Source organism: Hymenobacter sp. (genome assembly GCF_035709525.1).
Taxonomy (GTDB): domain Bacteria; phylum Bacteroidota; class Bacteroidia; order Cytophagales; family Hymenobacteraceae; genus Hymenobacter.
This window is the reverse complement of sequence record NZ_DASTEP010000124.1, coordinates 24,796-37,859: the sequence shown is the minus strand read 5'-3', so window position 1 is coordinate 37,859 and position 13,064 is coordinate 24,796. Positions and strand designations below refer to the sequence as shown.

Sequence of the window (13,064 nt, the reverse complement as noted above, 5' to 3'; positions counted from 1 at the left end):
TTAGACATGAGACGTTAGACATGAGACATGAGAACTGCTCTACTTCGCTGAGTTCTCATGTCTCATGTCTCATGTCTAACGTCTGATGTCTAACATCCTGCTAATCCAACCCTATGTCCCAACCTTCTCTACAGCGCCGCCTGGGCCTGGTGCAAGCCACCGCCCTCAACATGATTGACATGGTGGGCATCGGGCCCTTCGTGACCCTGCCGCTCGTCATGGGCTTTATGGGGCCTAACTTTCTGCTGGCCTGGCTGGTGGGTGCTGGCCTGGCCCTGGTCGATGGCCTCATCTGGAGCGAGCTGGGCGCGGCCTACCCCGAGGCGGGCGGCTCGTACCGCTTCCTCAAGCTGGCCTACGGCGAGCAGACCTGGGGGCGCTTCATGTCGTTTCTCTACGTCTGGCAAACGCTCATTCAGTCGCCGCTGGTGCTGGCTTCCGGGGCCATTGGCTTTGCCCAATACTTTGGCTACCTCGTGCCGATGACTGAATGGTGGCAGCCCAAAATAGTGGCCGGCTCGGTAGTTTTATTGCTTATCGTGCTACTCTACCGCCGCATCGAGGACATTGGCAAGCTCGGCGTGGCGCTGTGGGTAGGTGTGCTGGGCCTCATGGCCTGGCTGATTTTCGGCGGCCTCACCCACGCCAACCACCCGGTAGCCGTGTTGCCGGTGGGCGGCGTGGGTGCGCTGCCGGGCCTGCTCCTTTCGGCCGCGATGGGGCAGGCGGCCGTCAAAACCATCTACTCCTACCTTGGCTACTACAACGTGTGCCACCTGGGCGCCGAAATCGTGAAGCCTGAGCGCGTCATTCCGCGCAGCATTTTCCTGAGCATTCTGGGCATCGCGGCGCTGTATTTGCTGCTCAATTGGAGCGTGGGCACTGTCATTCCGTGGCAGGAGGTGCAGGCCTGGCAGGCCGGCGCGGGCGACAAGTCGCAATTTATCGTGAGCGTGTTTATGGAGCGGCTCTACGGGCCGGCGGCGGCGCAGGCGGCCACGGGGCTGGTGCTGCTGGTGGCGTTCGCGTCGCTGTTTGCGGTGCTGCTGGGCTACTCGCGCATTCCCTACGCGGCGGCGGCCGACGGCGAGTTTTTGTCCGTGTTCGGTAAGCTGCACCCTACCAAGCAGTTCCCTTACGTGTCGTTGCTGCTGCTGGGCGGCGTGGGCTTCGTGTTCAGCCTACTTTTCCGGCTGGGCGAGGTTATTTCGGCCATCCTGGCCATGCGGATACTGGTGCAGTTTGTGGGCCAGGCGGTGGGGCTGGTGCTGCTGCGCCGCCGGCGCGGCACGGCGAGTTTGCCCTTCAAAATGCCGCTCTACCCGCTGCCCGTGGTGCTGGCGGTGGCCGTGTGGCTGGCCGTGTTCTGGGGCATCGCCCCGGCCGAGGTCAGCTGGGGCGGGTGGCACTTCAAGCTGTATTTTCAGCTGGCCGCCCTGGGCATGATGGCGCTGGGCACGGGCGCGTTTCTGCTCTGGAGCCGGCGGCTGGGCCGCTGGCCATTTGCGGGGCGCAATTAGCTTTCTAAAAAGCTTAAATCGGGGCTGTTGCGGCTACTGTGATGGAAGAAGACAAAGCTCACTTCGGCCTCACTCACTTCGTAAATAATGATGTAGTGCTTGCGAAAGACGGCCCGCCGCAGCTGACGGCCGGGTGCGGCAGGGTAAGGATAGGCCGGATAAGCAAACGGCAGGGGCGCTAGAATTTCGAGCGTAAAGTCCATGACCTCGCTCACAAACTGGCGGCCCCGACGGGGCGTATCACGGCCAACGTATTTCTCCGCAGCTTCTAATTCCCGCACAAACTCCTCGCCCAGCGTCACCGTGCGCCCGTTGCGAATCATAATCCCAGCCGCTTCCTAGCGTCTTCAACGGATAGGCGAGGGGCCGCTAGTGCCTGGCCCAGCTTGTCGGCAAAAGCTTCTGCCGTGAGTGGTGGCCCCGGCCAGCTCATCGGTAGTTCGGTATCCATCTTAATCAGTTTTTTATCGAGTAGCTCTGCCAAGGTCGCCATGACCGTGGCCTCGTCGGCCTCGTCGGGCACGTGTAAGACTATCGTTTTCATAGGTCTAATATACGACTCAAGCAGCGCGGCTATCCCAGCCGCTTTTCGTAGCAAAAGAACCGCAGCCCCGGCCGGAAGGCCAGCGTTATCTCGCCCGCAAAGCGGTAGCCGAGCTTCGGGAAAAGCCGCTGGGTAGCCGCGTTTTCTGAGTTGGTATCCACGCGCAGGGTGCGCAGGCCCAGCGCCCGCGCCTCGTGCTCGGCCTGCGCCAGCAGGGCTTGCGCGACGCCGCGGCCCTGGGCGCTGGGGGCCACGGCCAGCCGGTGCGTCACGAGGGCGGGCTCGGCGGCGTCCCAGTCGGCGTCGGCATATTCGGCATCCTGGTCCTGGGTGAGGGCGGCGATGCCGGCTAGCTCGCCGCCTAATTCGGCTACCCAGAGGTGGTTTTGGGCGATGTCCTTTTCAAAAACCGACTGGTTAGGGTACTCGCTGGTCCACTGGTAGTTGCCGGCGGCGTTCATCAGCGGCACTACCGCTTGCACCAGCGCCACGATGGCCGGTAAGTCGGCCACCGTGGCGCGGTAGATGGTAAGTTCAGCAGCCATTATCCACGCCGCAGCACCTCGGCCGCGTCCTTAGCGAAGTAGGTCAAAATGGCATCGGCCCCGGCGCGCTTGATGCTCATAAGCACTTCCATCATGGTTTTTTCGCCATCGACCCAGCCGTTGAGGGCGGCGGCGCGCACCATGGCGTACTCGCCCGATACGTTGTAGGCAGTAACGGGTAGGTGGGTGTGGTTTTTCACTTCCCGGATGATGTCGAGGTAGCTCAGGGCGGGCTTAATCATCACCATATCCGCGCCTTCGGTTTCGTCGAGGGCCAACTCGCGCAGGGCTTCGAGGCGGTTGGCGGGGTTCATCTGGTAGCTCTTTTTGTCGCCCTTTTTGGGGGCCGAGTCGAGCGCGTCGCGGAAGGGGCCGTAGAACGCCGAAGCGTACTTGGCAGTGTAGCTCATGATGCTGACGTGGCTGAAGCCGTTGCTATCCAGCACGTCGCGTATCCAGGCCACGCGGCCGTCCATCATGTCGCTGGGGCCGATGATGTCGGCCCCGGCGCGGGCCTGGGCCAGGGCCATCTGGCCGAGCACTTCGAGCGAGGCATCGTTGAGAATTTCGCCCGAATCCACGTCTACCACGCCGTCGTGGCCGTCGCTGCTGTAAGGGTCCATCGCCACATCGGTCATGATGGCCACCTCCGGGAACTGCCGCTTGATGTCGGCCACGGCCTTCAGGTACAAGCCGTTGAGGTTAGTTGACTCGCGGGCCAGCCGGTCTTTCAGGCCGTCGTTGATGCTGGGGAAGGGCGCGAAGGCGTTGATGCCAAGCTCCACGGCCGCGCCTACTTCGTCGATAACGCGGTCGGCCGAGTAGCGGTAGATGCCGGGCATCGACTTCACTTCCAGCTGCTGGTTCTGGCCTTCGATGATGAAGAGTGGGTAAATGAAATCGTGGGTCGTGAGGCGCGTTTCCTGCACCATGTCGCGGATAACCTGCGACTTGCGATTGCGGCGGGGGCGGTGCGTGGGGATGAGGGACATAGGGCGTAAGTAGGGTAGCGTAAGCCGCTGGATAACTACCAGATGACCTTTTGCATTTAAAAACTTGGAATCCTTATTAACCACCAACTACAGCGGCAAGTTATTTTTTGGGCCTGTCAGCCCGAGCTACGCGCCCTTTTTCGTACAGCCCTAGCAAGTAGGAAAAGAAACCTAGTAACAAAAACGTTACGCCTAGCGCTAATGCAAAGCCAATCACAATAGCACCGCCGAAAGTCGTAATCGAAGGAATGATAAGAATAGCGGTTAGTACTATAATCCCTCCTATTCCGGCCAGGAGAAGGCTTTTGCCAGGGCTAATAGCAGGTTCGCTGGCTGCAACGCCAGAAAGACTGGTAGCAATAGGTTGCCTGTTTTTTGCTGGCTTGGATAGGTAAGCATAGCGAACCAAAGGCAAAGCTTTAGCCTGCTTCGGCTGCCGGGTTGCTATTCGACGCGGAAAGCCTGGTGCTTGTTTGGCCGATATGCCAGGTGAGGTGTCAGTGATGGTAACGGCTGCCGCGCCAGCTGTTGGCGGAGTAACCGTAGCAACGCCAGCCGCAGCTGCTGCTGCTGAACCAGCATCTACAAAAGGCAAGGGCTGGCTGAGTCGACACGCTGACAGGCAGATAATCAGGAGGGCGCAAACAGCCGCTTTCATAGCTACGCAATGGATGGTACGTGACATGGCTGCCTAGCGGGAAAGCCAGACTGTACGTTTTAGAAAGCTATATATAACAAGAAGATGCGTGGCTTGCTCTTAGCGTTGTAAGCCGCTATTTTTTCTTCTTACCCCCGCTAAAAAGCGAGTACAGTAGAAACAGCACTACCAGCCCGGCCGCCACCAGCCCGAGCCCGCCCCAAAAGCTGACGCCCGGAATCAAACTCACCAGCGCCGCCAGGCCCGCCAGCACGGCCAGCACCACGCCAATAAAAAACAGCGCCACCCGGCCCAGGCCGTTTTCGGCCGCGCCCTCGGTAGGCCGCTGCCGCTGAAGCTTGTGAGCCAGCTGCTTGGCTATCGGTGCGGCAAGCCTGACCGTAGCCAGCGGCGCGAGCGTGGGCGCTTTTTGGGCCGGGCGCGGGGCTTTCTGAACCTGCGGCCGGGTTGCGGCCGGCGTAGCAGCAGCGGCTGCTGGCCCAGCAGGGGCGGGTAGGGTAGTAGTAACGGTAGCAGCCAACGCCGAATCGAAGGGCACGGTCGGCGCGGCAATAGCCAACGGCTCGGCAACTGGCGTGGCGGGCTGCGTAACTACCTGGGCGCTATGGCAGCCCGCCAGCAGCAGCGCCGGGGCCAGAACTAAAATTTTTCTCATGCAGCCTTATACTCAAAAAGCCCGGATAACGTCGGCAATCAGGGCGCAGGCATCGCGCAATTCGGCTTCCGTGATGACGAGCGGCGGCGCAAAGCGGATGATGTCGCCGTGGGTGGGCTTGGCCAGCAGGCCGCGCTCCATGAGGGCCACGCACACGTCCCAGGCGGTGCGGCCATCGGGCGTGGGGCTGATAACCACGGCGTTGAGCAGGCCCCGGCCGCGCACGGTTTCTACCAGCTCGGGCACTTCGGCTTGCAGCAGGCGCATTTCCTCGCGGAAAATCTTGCCCAGGCGCATTGCATTATCGGCCAGGTTTTCATCTACTAAGACATCGAGCGCAGCCTGCATCACGGCGCAGGCCAGCGGGTTGCCGCCGAACGTAGAGCCGTGCTGCCCGGGCTGAATGGTGAGCATAATCTCATCGTCGGCCAGCACCGCCGACACGGGTAGTACGCCGCCACTCAGGGCCTTGCCCAAGATGAGAATATCGCCGCGCACGTCTTCGTAGTCGGTGGCCAGTAGTTTGCCGGTGCGGCCCAGCCCGGTCTGAATTTCGTCGGTGATAAGCAGCACGTTGTGCGCTTTGCAGAGCTTGGCGGCCTGGCTCAAATAGCCTTCGCTGGGCACTACCACGCCCGCCTCGCCCTGGATGGGCTCGACCAGAAAGCCGCACACGTGCGGGTCTTTGAGGGCTTCGGCCAGCGCCTCTGCATCGTCATACGGCACTACCTGGTAGCCGGGCACGAAGGGGCCGAAGCCGCCCGTGCTGTCGCCGTCGGTGCTGAAGGAAATGATGCCCGTGGTGCGCCCGTGGAAGTTGTGTTCGGCCACGATGATGCGCGCCTGGTTGGGCGCGATGCCTTTTTCCTGGTAGCCCCACTTGCGGGCCAGCTTGAGGGCGGTTTCGACGGCCTCGGCTCCCGAGTTCATCAGCAATGCTTTCTGGTAGCCAAAAAGCTCGCAGAGCTGCTGCTCGGCCGCGCCCAGCCGGTCGTTGAAAAACGCTCGGCTGGTGAGCGTGAGCTGCTGCGCCTGCTCGGTCAGCGCCCCGATAATGCGCGGGTGACAATGCCCTTGGTTAACAGCCGAGTAGGCGGATAAGAAATCCAGGTAGCGCTTGCCTTCCACGTCCCACAGATGCACGCCTTTGCCGCGCGAAAGCACCACGGGCAGCGGGTGGTAGTTGTGGGCACCGTACTGGTCTTCGAGGGCCATGAGGCGCTCGGCGTGCGAAACGAAGTGGGTGGGGACAGACATAGGAAATGGGTAAGAAGCAGCGATTACTGTTGTAAATTTACGCCGTTGGGAAGCGCCCGTTGCCTTTCCGCGCGTTTCCCGCCTCGCTATGCTACGCCGCTCGCTGTTACCCGTTGCTGTTCTGAGCTTTAAGCTGGCTGCTGCCCAGGCCCAAGGCCTGCTGCTGCCCGCGCCCTTGCCGGGCTACAGGGCAGTGCCTTTATCGCTCGCGCTGCCGCCGCTGCCGGGTGGCGCGGTAGTAGCCCCGCCAGCGGCGGCCCCCATTCCTACGGTGCGGGCGGCGGCCTACGCGCCGCTTGCGCCCGTTGCCCGCCAGCGTGGGCCCGTGCTGCCCGATAATCAACTGGTGTACTACCGCCAGAACTCGCCGGTAGCCACCGGCGCATCGCTGGCGGGCGCAGTGGCAAGCTGGCTGCTGGGGGCCGACCCGCGCGTGCAGGCTTATCAGCAGTATCGGCAGTTTACGGGCCGCGACAATGTGTTGCCCGTGCCCCGGCAAGTTCGGCCCGACGACCTGCTGCGCTAACCGCTACCCATGCCTATGCCTACCGACCCACGCCTCACTGCCTTTGCCGCTCAGCCGCTTCAAACAGGTGACTTCTACTACACGCCCGAAGGCTATATGGTCTTCACCGAGCAATACCACCGCCGCCGGGGCTTTTGCTGCGGCAGTGGCTGCCGGCATTGCCCGTGGCGGGGTAGTAAAGTGGTAAATGAGTAGCTGAGTAAGGTTGAGCTTGCTGAGCTAAACTGCTTTCAGAGCCGTGCGGTGAACAGATGCGGCCCGTTTTGAGGCTGAGTAAGTGGGTTAGATTTACCCATTTACTCACTTACTCATTTACTATTTGGTAGTTGGCTAAAAAATGCCGATATTTGCGGCCCGTTTCGGAATAGCATCAAGTAACCTTTCTATATCATGGCCCGAGTTTGTGATTTGACCGGCAAGCGTACCCGCGTAGGTAACAACGTGTCGCACGCCAACAACAAGACCAAGCGCAAGTTCTACCCGAACCTGCAAAAGAAGCGCTTCTATATCCCCGAGCAAGACGCCTGGGTAACGCTGCGCGTAGCTGCCTCGACCATCCGCACCATCAACAAGAATGGCATCATGGCCACCTTGAAGAAGGCCAAGGAGCAAGGCTTCATCACCTACTAGTTCGCAGTTAGCGACTTAGTTTTTCGGGCCTGTATGAGCGCCGAAACCGGGCGGGCCACCACGGCTACCCGGTTGCGGCGCTGCTGCTGTAGCGAGCGGGATGCCCAGCGTCCGGCTGGGCGGTGCGCAGGAGTCAGGCCACCAAGGGGTTGCGGTTTCCCTAAAAAAATCGTACCTTTGCAAACCTAATTCAAAAATTAACTCCCCCCTCCCGTCGCGATGGCCAAGAAAGGAAACCGGGTGCAGGTTATCATGGAGTGCACCGAGCACAAAAACTCGGGTATGCCGGGCACCTCGCGCTACATCACCACCAAGAACCGCAAGAACACCCCCGAGCGTATCGAGCTGAAGAAATTCAACCCGGTACTGCGCAAAATGACTGTTCACAAGGAAATTAAATAACCTGAGTCATGGCTAAGAAAGTAGTAGCAACCCTGAAAACCGCCACGGGCAAAGACTGGGCTAAAGTCATTCGCGCCGTGAAATCAGAGAAAACCGGTGCCTACACCTTCCGTGAGGAAATGGTGCCCGTAGATAAAGTACAGGACGCGCTGGCTGGCAAATAAGCTGCCGCCGTGCCCCGATGATATAAAAAAGTCCCACCTTCGTGGGACTTTTTTCGTGTAAACCAGTTTGTTTCTCTGAACGGTCATGCTGAGCATTCTGCGCATTAAGCAGAGACGAAGCATCTCGCGTGGCGCAGTAAACCTATAATGTATTGAGTACTACCCCATGCGAGATGCTTCGCTGCGCTCAGCATGACACGCCAAGTATATGGGCCTCTTCGATTTTTTTAAGAAAGACAAGGAAAACAAGGAGCAGCAGCAGGCCCTCGACGAAGGCCTGCAAAAAACCAAAACCAGCTTCTTTGACCAGCTCAGCAAGGCCGTGGTGGGCAAAAGCACCGTGGACGAGGCCGTGCTCGACGACCTCGAAACCCTGCTCGTGCACGCCGATGTAGGTATCGACACCACGGTAAAAGTCATCGACCGCATCGAAAAGCGCGTGGCCCGCGACAAGTACGTGAGCACCGGCGAGCTCGACCGCATTCTGCGCGAAGAGATAGCCGACCTGCTCGACGCCAACGCGGGCACCACGGGCTCGCGCGCCATCCTCGACCGGCCCGATACGCCCGGCCACCCCTTCGTGATAATGGTAGTGGGCGTGAACGGCGTGGGCAAAACCACGACCATCGGCAAGCTGGCGCACCGCTTCCACAGCGCCGGTAAGAAGGTGGTGCTGGGTGCGGCTGATACCTTCCGGGCGGCGGCCGTAGACCAGCTCATCGTGTGGGGGCAGCGGGTGGGCGTGCCCGTCATTTCGCACGGCATGAACACCGACCCCGCCGCCGTGGCCTACGACGCCGTGCTGAAAGGCGTGGAAATGGGTGCCGACGTGGTCATCATCGACACCGCCGGCCGCCTGCACAACAAGGTGAACCTGATGAACGAGCTCAGCAAAATCAAGCGCGTGATGCAGAAGGTTATCCCCGAAGCGCCGCACGAGGTGCTGCTCGTGCTCGACGGCAGCACGGGCCAGAATGCTTTTATGCAAGCCAAGGAGTTTACCCGCGCCACCGAGGTGTCGGCGCTGGCCATCACCAAGCTCGACGGTACGGCCAAGGGCGGCGTGGTTATCGGTATCTCCGACCAGTTCAGCATCCCGGTGCGCTACATCGGGGTGGGCGAGAAGATGACGGACTTGCAGCTCTTCGACCGGCACACGTTCGTGAACTCGCTGTTTAAAAAGTAGGTTGGCCGGATGGAATAAGTTGCCGCCAGCCCGCGTTTATTTATCGCTTTGATTCTTTGATTTATGCGTAACATGATTCTGGCGGGTGCGAGCGTGGCGTTGTTTGGGCTGGCGGCCTGCGGCAGCTCGGCTACGACGACCCAGACGATTCCGTCGGTGTCGTTCAGCACTCAAATCAACATCACCAACCAGCAGTACCAGGCGCTGCGCTACGACAATGGCGTGGTGGTGCTGCCCATGTCGGGCATTGCGGGCGGCGGCGTGAAGGGCTTATTCGTGGTGCGGCTGAACGCGAGCACCTACCGCGCCTACGACCGCAACTGCCCCTACCAGCCCTACGATGCCTGCTCGCTGGTGAGCCTGGACCGCTCGCGGCTGTTTTTTCGGGATACTTGCTGCAATTCGCAGTTCGATTTGCAGGGTCAGGTAACGGGTGGCCCCGCCAACCGCATGCTGCGCTCGTACACTACTAACCTGAATGGTAGTTTGTTAACTATCTCAAATTAAAATTTAATAAGTTTTTTTGCAGCTGGCTTGCAAATTCAAAAAACGTGTTCCTATCTTTGTGGCCCGAAAGCGCCGGTTTCGGGACTAGAAAAGCTTCCTTAGCTCAGCCGGTTAGAGCATCTGACTGTTAATCAGAGGGTCCCTGGTTCGAGCCCAGGAGGGAGCGCCAAAGCTTAGAAAGCCCGCCCTTACCGGCGGGCTTTCTTCGTTTCAGGGCGCATGGGTTGCTAGCCAGAAGCCGGTAGCGCGCCGCGTAAGTACGAGGCGCAGGGCAAACCCCAATTGCCGAGCACCAGTAGTAGCCCCAACAGTGCGGCCTGCGGTTAAAAATATGCCGGCGCAGCCAGCCAAACGGGTATCTCTGCCGAAACCGGAGCCAGGCTATAGCTGCGGCTGACCCAATGCCCTGGCAGTAGCTAGCCACACCGAAGCGGGCACTACTGCCAGGGCGGCCCGTAATGCCCGCTCGCGAGCCAGTGCGTTAAGGTTCGATGACCACTTTTTGACGCCCAGCGGTGCCGCTGGCCACCAGGTAGTAGAGGCCGGCGGGTAGCCCGCGCACATCCAGCTGCGTTTCGGTTTGGCAAAGTTGCTGGCGCACCACGCGGCCCAGGTTATCGAGCAGCTGCAGCGTGGTGGGCGGCGCGGAGCCGGCCATCTGCACCCGCAGCCAGTCGCGGGCGGGCTGCGGAAACACCCGCATGCTGGCCTCGGCGGCCCCGGCCGGGGTGGTACCCGCCACGGCCACCACGGGCGAGTAGGTAGCGGTGCTATCACGGTCGAGCTGCCGCAGGCGGTAGTACACCAGCCCGGCTGGGGCCGCCGCGTCGCGGAAGGCGTAGCCCGTGTTGCGGCTGGCCGTGCCCGCGCCCACCACAAAGCCAAGGGTAGTAAAATCGGCCGCTTCCGCCGTCCGGCGCTGCACCTCGAAGCCCGCATTGTGCTGCTCCGACGCCGTGTGCCAGCTCAGCGCCACGGCCGCGCTCTGGCGCTGGCCCGCAAAATCGGTGAGCACCACCGGCAGCGGTGCGGTGCCGCTGCCGGCGGCCGGCAGCGCTACCTCAAAGTCCGAAGCCTGGCTTAGTACTACGCGCAGTTGCTGTAAGCCGGCATCGTAGGCGTAGCTGGCCACGCCCGCGCCGCGCACGGCGCTGGGCGCGCTGCCCAGCGCCAGCAGCAGCGTGGTGGCGCGGCTGGCGTAGCCGGCGTAGTGGCCGGGGCTGAGGCGCTGCCAGCTTATATCGGCCCGGCGTGCGGACGTCAGCACGGCCGCGGGGCCGACTTGCAGCGTGGTGCCCGCCTGCACAAAAAGCTGGGCGAACTTGCCGTTGGCGTCGGCCGAATAAAAATTGAGCAGCCCATCGGCCTGCACGGCCTGCGGCAGCCGGCCGCTGGCGTCGGCAGTCAGCACGGTATCGGCCTGCGCGAAGGCGACATCCACGAAGCCCTCGGCGGCGGTGGCCAGCGCGGCCGTGGTGGCCTGGCTGGTGGTGGCCACCTGCGGCGGCTGGGCAGCGTAGGGGTAGAGCGCGCTCAAAAACTGCGTTTGGGTTGTGCCGCTTTGCTGCACCAGCAGCGTGGTGTGGTTTTCGGCGGTGTTATAGGTAGTTTCGTGGGGGTTGGTAGCGGTGGCATAGGTGGCGGCCGTGCCGGTGCCCGCCACGTGGGCCAGCAGGCGCACGCCGTTTTTTTGCCAGGTGCCCTCGTGCCCAGCCAGATTGCCCGCGAAGGTGCCAGTGGCGGCCGTGCCGCCCGCCAGGCCGTAGCCGTGCAGCTGCCAGGTGTAGGTGCGGGGTGCGGCGGCGCTCACGGCATCGGCCAGCAGGTAGTAGGTGTTGCGCACAAACAGCGTCTTGCGCGTGAGGCGGGCCTGCTGGTAGCTCGTCGTTACCTCGCCGTAGCTGAGCTGCGGCGTTTGGAAGGTGCGCTCGATGGCGGCGGGGGCCGAGTTGGTAGCGCCGGGCGCGCCCAGGGCGGGGCCCGCGCCATCTACCAGCACTAGGTTGTGGCTGGTGGCCGCGCCCACCTCGGCCCGGCGGCCGTAGCTGAGGTAGCCGGGGTCGAGGGCCAGCAGCTGCCCCTGCGCGTGCAAAATGAAGCTGCTGGCGTCGCCCTGGTTGTGGCCGCCGCTGTTGCTTTGGGCTGTGCCGCCGCGGCCGTACACGTGCAGGTAGGTGGCGGCCGAGTCGGCGCCCGACCGAAAAATCAAGTTGCCGCTGCCCGGCAGCACCGTCAGGGCCGGGTGCGCGGGCGCGGTGGGGGCCACGGCGGCGGCCAGCCAGGCGGCGCGCATGTCCACGGTGGCGTCGCGCAGCTGCGCCAGGTCGGAGGCCATGCCCGTGCCCGTTATTTTACTGTAGTACATCGGCTTGGCATACTGCGGCTTGCCGGTGAGGGCCAGCTCGGGCATGCCCATGTCTACGTAGGAGTCTTCCAGCGCCGGCAGCCGCCCGTCGGGCAGCCGGATGGCCGTCAGCCACTCATATAGCCGGTCGTATTTGGGGTCGAAATAGGGGTTGCGGATGCTCCGCGTGCTGCCGCCGAAAGTGTAAGGCAGGCGGCCATCGGGCAGAAAATTACCCATCGCCCGGAAATACGGTAAGCAGTTGAGCAGCGCGTACTTGCAGTAGTACGGCCCCTCGGCGTAGCCCGCCACCTGCGTCGAGTCAGACTGCCGCTGGGCGTCGCGCCACAGCACGTTGTCGATGGTGTGCAGCCCCGCGCCGGCCCAGCGGGCGGGCTGTTGGTTGGCGTCGGTGCTGGTCGCGTCGTTCAGCACCACGGCGGCCATGCCCAGGGCGGCGGCCGTCATCAGGGTGTGGTTGTTTTTGACGGCGCTGTAAAACGTGATACCCATCAGCGGCGTGGTCGACTGCCGGTAGAGGTTGCCCGCAAAAACCTGGAGCCGGGCCTGGCCGGCCGCTAGCGCGGCCGCGCTTTCACCCGCGCCGCGCAGCAGGTCGTAGGCTATCAGGTAGTCAATCAGCTCCTTCGAGCGCCACTGCCACTCGGTGTAGGGCATGGTGCCAGTCCAGGTGGCGAAGGGCTCTACTTCGGTGTTCAGGCTTTCGAGCAGGCTGCGGGCGCTGGCGGCCAGGGCATCGTGCGTTTCGGCGGGCAGCGGGGCCAGGCCCGCGCCGGCCGGCTGCCGGTTTAGCAGCACTGCGAAGGCCGCGTTTTTGGCCCAGGTGGCCCGCGCCCGCCGCCCGCTGGCCGAGGTGTTGTCGGTGGGCGGCGGGCTTTGCACGTCGGCCCACAGGCTCTGGTAGATGGCGCGCCGGCCGGGCTCGGCCAGCGAGGCTTGCACCTGGGGCAGGGCCGGGGCTGCGAGCAAGGTGCGCGGATACGCCGGGCGGGCACTATCGGGCAGCCAGGCACCCGACTGGGCGCGGAGCTGCCCCGCGCCGCACAGCGCGAGCAGGATAACAACTAATTTATTCACAGGGTATAGGATAGCTACTTATAACAAACTCGGGCG

Annotated in this window: 16 protein-coding genes and 1 tRNA gene; 9 read left to right on the top strand and 8 right to left on the bottom strand. The window is 62.4% G+C overall.

The features are described 5' to 3' along the window. Positions 1-113: 113 nt before the first annotated feature. A complete protein-coding gene (locus VFO93_RS10730) occupies positions 114-1,520 on the top strand; it encodes an APC family permease (protein WP_325134368.1) in 1,407 nt (468 codons plus the stop codon). On the opposite strand, the gene VFO93_RS10725 is transcribed toward VFO93_RS10730, so the two are convergent. From VFO93_RS10725 to rocD, 7 genes are all read right to left on the bottom strand, one after another. Continuing rightward, entirely contained in the window at positions 1,517-1,843 is a 327-nt protein-coding gene (locus VFO93_RS10725; protein WP_325134367.1) for a type II toxin-antitoxin system RelE/ParE family toxin, read from the bottom strand. The two genes, VFO93_RS10730 and VFO93_RS10725, sit on opposite strands and share 4 nt — an antisense overlap. Then, positions 1,840-2,064 carry a hypothetical protein gene (locus VFO93_RS10720; RefSeq protein ID WP_325134366.1) on the bottom strand — a complete coding sequence of 75 codons (225 nt, stop codon included), beginning with the start codon at positions 2,062-2,064 and terminating at the stop codon, positions 1,840-1,842. The genes VFO93_RS10725 and VFO93_RS10720 overlap by 4 nt, the downstream gene beginning before the upstream one ends. Positions 2,065-2,093: 29 nt before the next feature. Next, entirely contained in the window at positions 2,094-2,609 is a 516-nt protein-coding gene (locus VFO93_RS10715) for a GNAT family N-acetyltransferase (RefSeq protein ID WP_325134365.1), read from the bottom strand. After that, positions 2,609-3,601 (bottom strand): porphobilinogen synthase, encoded by a 993-nt coding sequence (gene hemB / locus VFO93_RS10710; RefSeq protein WP_325134364.1) that lies wholly within the window; start codon positions 3,599-3,601, stop codon positions 2,609-2,611. Before hemB ends, VFO93_RS10715 begins: the two co-directional genes overlap by 1 nt. A gap of 100 nt (positions 3,602-3,701) precedes the next feature. After that, the gene (locus tag VFO93_RS10705; RefSeq protein WP_325134363.1) at positions 3,702-4,286 is read right to left on the bottom strand and encodes a hypothetical protein; all 585 of its coding nucleotides are present in this window, start codon (positions 4,284-4,286) and stop codon (positions 3,702-3,704) included. Between the two features lie 88 nt (positions 4,287-4,374). Next, positions 4,375-4,914 carry a hypothetical protein gene (locus VFO93_RS10700; RefSeq protein WP_325134362.1) on the bottom strand — a complete coding sequence of 180 codons (540 nt, stop codon included), beginning with the start codon at positions 4,912-4,914 and terminating at the stop codon, positions 4,375-4,377. Positions 4,915-4,926: 12 nt separating this feature from the next. Next, positions 4,927-6,171 carry an ornithine--oxo-acid transaminase gene (gene rocD / locus VFO93_RS10695; RefSeq protein ID WP_325134361.1) on the bottom strand — a complete coding sequence of 415 codons (1,245 nt, stop codon included), beginning with the start codon at positions 6,169-6,171 and terminating at the stop codon, positions 4,927-4,929. Between the two features lie 88 nt (positions 6,172-6,259). Between rocD and VFO93_RS10690 the strand changes: the two genes are divergently transcribed. The 8 genes from VFO93_RS10690 (at position 6,260) to VFO93_RS10655 (ending at position 9,755) form a co-directional block, all read left to right on the top strand. After that, a complete protein-coding gene (locus tag VFO93_RS10690) occupies positions 6,260-6,697 on the top strand; it encodes a hypothetical protein (RefSeq protein WP_325134360.1) in 438 nt (145 codons plus the stop codon). Between the two features lie 9 nt (positions 6,698-6,706). After that, on the top strand, positions 6,707-6,892 hold the full coding sequence (locus tag VFO93_RS10685; RefSeq protein ID WP_325134359.1) for a DUF5522 domain-containing protein: 186 nt from the start codon (positions 6,707-6,709) through the stop codon (positions 6,890-6,892). Between the two features lie 195 nt (positions 6,893-7,087). Beyond that, positions 7,088-7,327, top strand: a complete 240-nt coding sequence (gene rpmB / locus VFO93_RS10680) for a 50S ribosomal protein L28 (protein WP_144847815.1) — start codon at positions 7,088-7,090, stop codon at positions 7,325-7,327. A 219-nt stretch (positions 7,328-7,546) separates the two neighbouring features. Next, positions 7,547-7,729, top strand: a complete 183-nt coding sequence (rpmG, locus tag VFO93_RS10675; RefSeq protein WP_208133098.1) for a 50S ribosomal protein L33 — start codon at positions 7,547-7,549, stop codon at positions 7,727-7,729. An 8-nt stretch (positions 7,730-7,737) separates the two neighbouring features. Continuing rightward, positions 7,738-7,893, top strand: coding sequence for a DUF4295 domain-containing protein (locus VFO93_RS10670; protein WP_325134358.1), 156 nt, complete (start codon positions 7,738-7,740; stop codon positions 7,891-7,893). Between the two features lie 208 nt (positions 7,894-8,101). Further along, on the top strand, positions 8,102-9,079 hold the full coding sequence (gene ftsY / locus VFO93_RS10665) for a signal recognition particle-docking protein FtsY (RefSeq protein WP_325134357.1): 978 nt from the start codon (positions 8,102-8,104) through the stop codon (positions 9,077-9,079). A gap of 63 nt (positions 9,080-9,142) precedes the next feature. Then, positions 9,143-9,586 (top strand): hypothetical protein, encoded by a 444-nt coding sequence (locus tag VFO93_RS10660; protein ID WP_325134356.1) that lies wholly within the window; start codon positions 9,143-9,145, stop codon positions 9,584-9,586. A gap of 92 nt (positions 9,587-9,678) precedes the next feature. Further along, positions 9,679-9,755, top strand: a tRNA-Asn gene (locus tag VFO93_RS10655). A 312-nt stretch (positions 9,756-10,067) separates the two neighbouring features. On the opposite strand, the gene VFO93_RS10650 is transcribed toward VFO93_RS10655, so the two are convergent. Continuing rightward, on the bottom strand, positions 10,068-13,028 hold the full coding sequence (locus VFO93_RS10650; RefSeq protein ID WP_325134355.1) for a heparinase II/III domain-containing protein: 2,961 nt from the start codon (positions 13,026-13,028) through the stop codon (positions 10,068-10,070). Between the last annotated feature and the right edge of the window lie 36 nt (positions 13,029-13,064).

What these genes read in the sequence shown, in the direction of transcription:
- ftsY (WP_325134357.1), top strand. Translation starts at nt 8,102, where the DNA reads ATGGGCCTCTTCGATTTTTTTAAGAAAGACAAGGAAAACAAGGAGCAG.
- VFO93_RS10660 (WP_325134356.1), top strand. Translation starts at nt 9,143, where the DNA reads ATGCGTAACATGATTCTGGCGGGTGCGAGCGTGGCGTTGTTTGGGCTG.
- VFO93_RS10685 (WP_325134359.1), top strand. Translation starts at nt 6,707, where the DNA reads ATGCCTATGCCTACCGACCCACGCCTCACTGCCTTTGCCGCTCAGCCG.
- VFO93_RS10730 (WP_325134368.1), top strand. Translation starts at nt 114, where the DNA reads ATGTCCCAACCTTCTCTACAGCGCCGCCTGGGCCTGGTGCAAGCCACC.
- rpmB (WP_144847815.1), top strand. Translation starts at nt 7,088, where the DNA reads ATGGCCCGAGTTTGTGATTTGACCGGCAAGCGTACCCGCGTAGGTAAC.
- VFO93_RS10705 (WP_325134363.1), bottom strand. Translation starts at nt 4,286, where the DNA reads ATGTCACGTACCATCCATTGCGTAGCTATGAAAGCGGCTGTTTGCGCC.
- rocD (WP_325134361.1), bottom strand. Translation starts at nt 6,171, where the DNA reads ATGTCTGTCCCCACCCACTTCGTTTCGCACGCCGAGCGCCTCATGGCC.
- VFO93_RS10715 (WP_325134365.1), bottom strand. Translation starts at nt 2,609, where the DNA reads ATGGCTGCTGAACTTACCATCTACCGCGCCACGGTGGCCGACTTACCG.
- hemB (WP_325134364.1), bottom strand. Translation starts at nt 3,601, where the DNA reads ATGTCCCTCATCCCCACGCACCGCCCCCGCCGCAATCGCAAGTCGCAG.
- VFO93_RS10690 (WP_325134360.1), top strand. Translation starts at nt 6,260, where the DNA reads ATGCTACGCCGCTCGCTGTTACCCGTTGCTGTTCTGAGCTTTAAGCTG.
- rpmG (WP_208133098.1), top strand. Translation starts at nt 7,547, where the DNA reads ATGGCCAAGAAAGGAAACCGGGTGCAGGTTATCATGGAGTGCACCGAG.
- VFO93_RS10720 (WP_325134366.1), bottom strand. Translation starts at nt 2,064, where the DNA reads ATGAAAACGATAGTCTTACACGTGCCCGACGAGGCCGACGAGGCCACG.
- VFO93_RS10700 (WP_325134362.1), bottom strand. Translation starts at nt 4,914, where the DNA reads ATGAGAAAAATTTTAGTTCTGGCCCCGGCGCTGCTGCTGGCGGGCTGC.
- VFO93_RS10670 (WP_325134358.1), top strand. Translation starts at nt 7,738, where the DNA reads ATGGCTAAGAAAGTAGTAGCAACCCTGAAAACCGCCACGGGCAAAGAC.
- VFO93_RS10725 (WP_325134367.1), bottom strand. Translation starts at nt 1,843, where the DNA reads ATGATTCGCAACGGGCGCACGGTGACGCTGGGCGAGGAGTTTGTGCGG.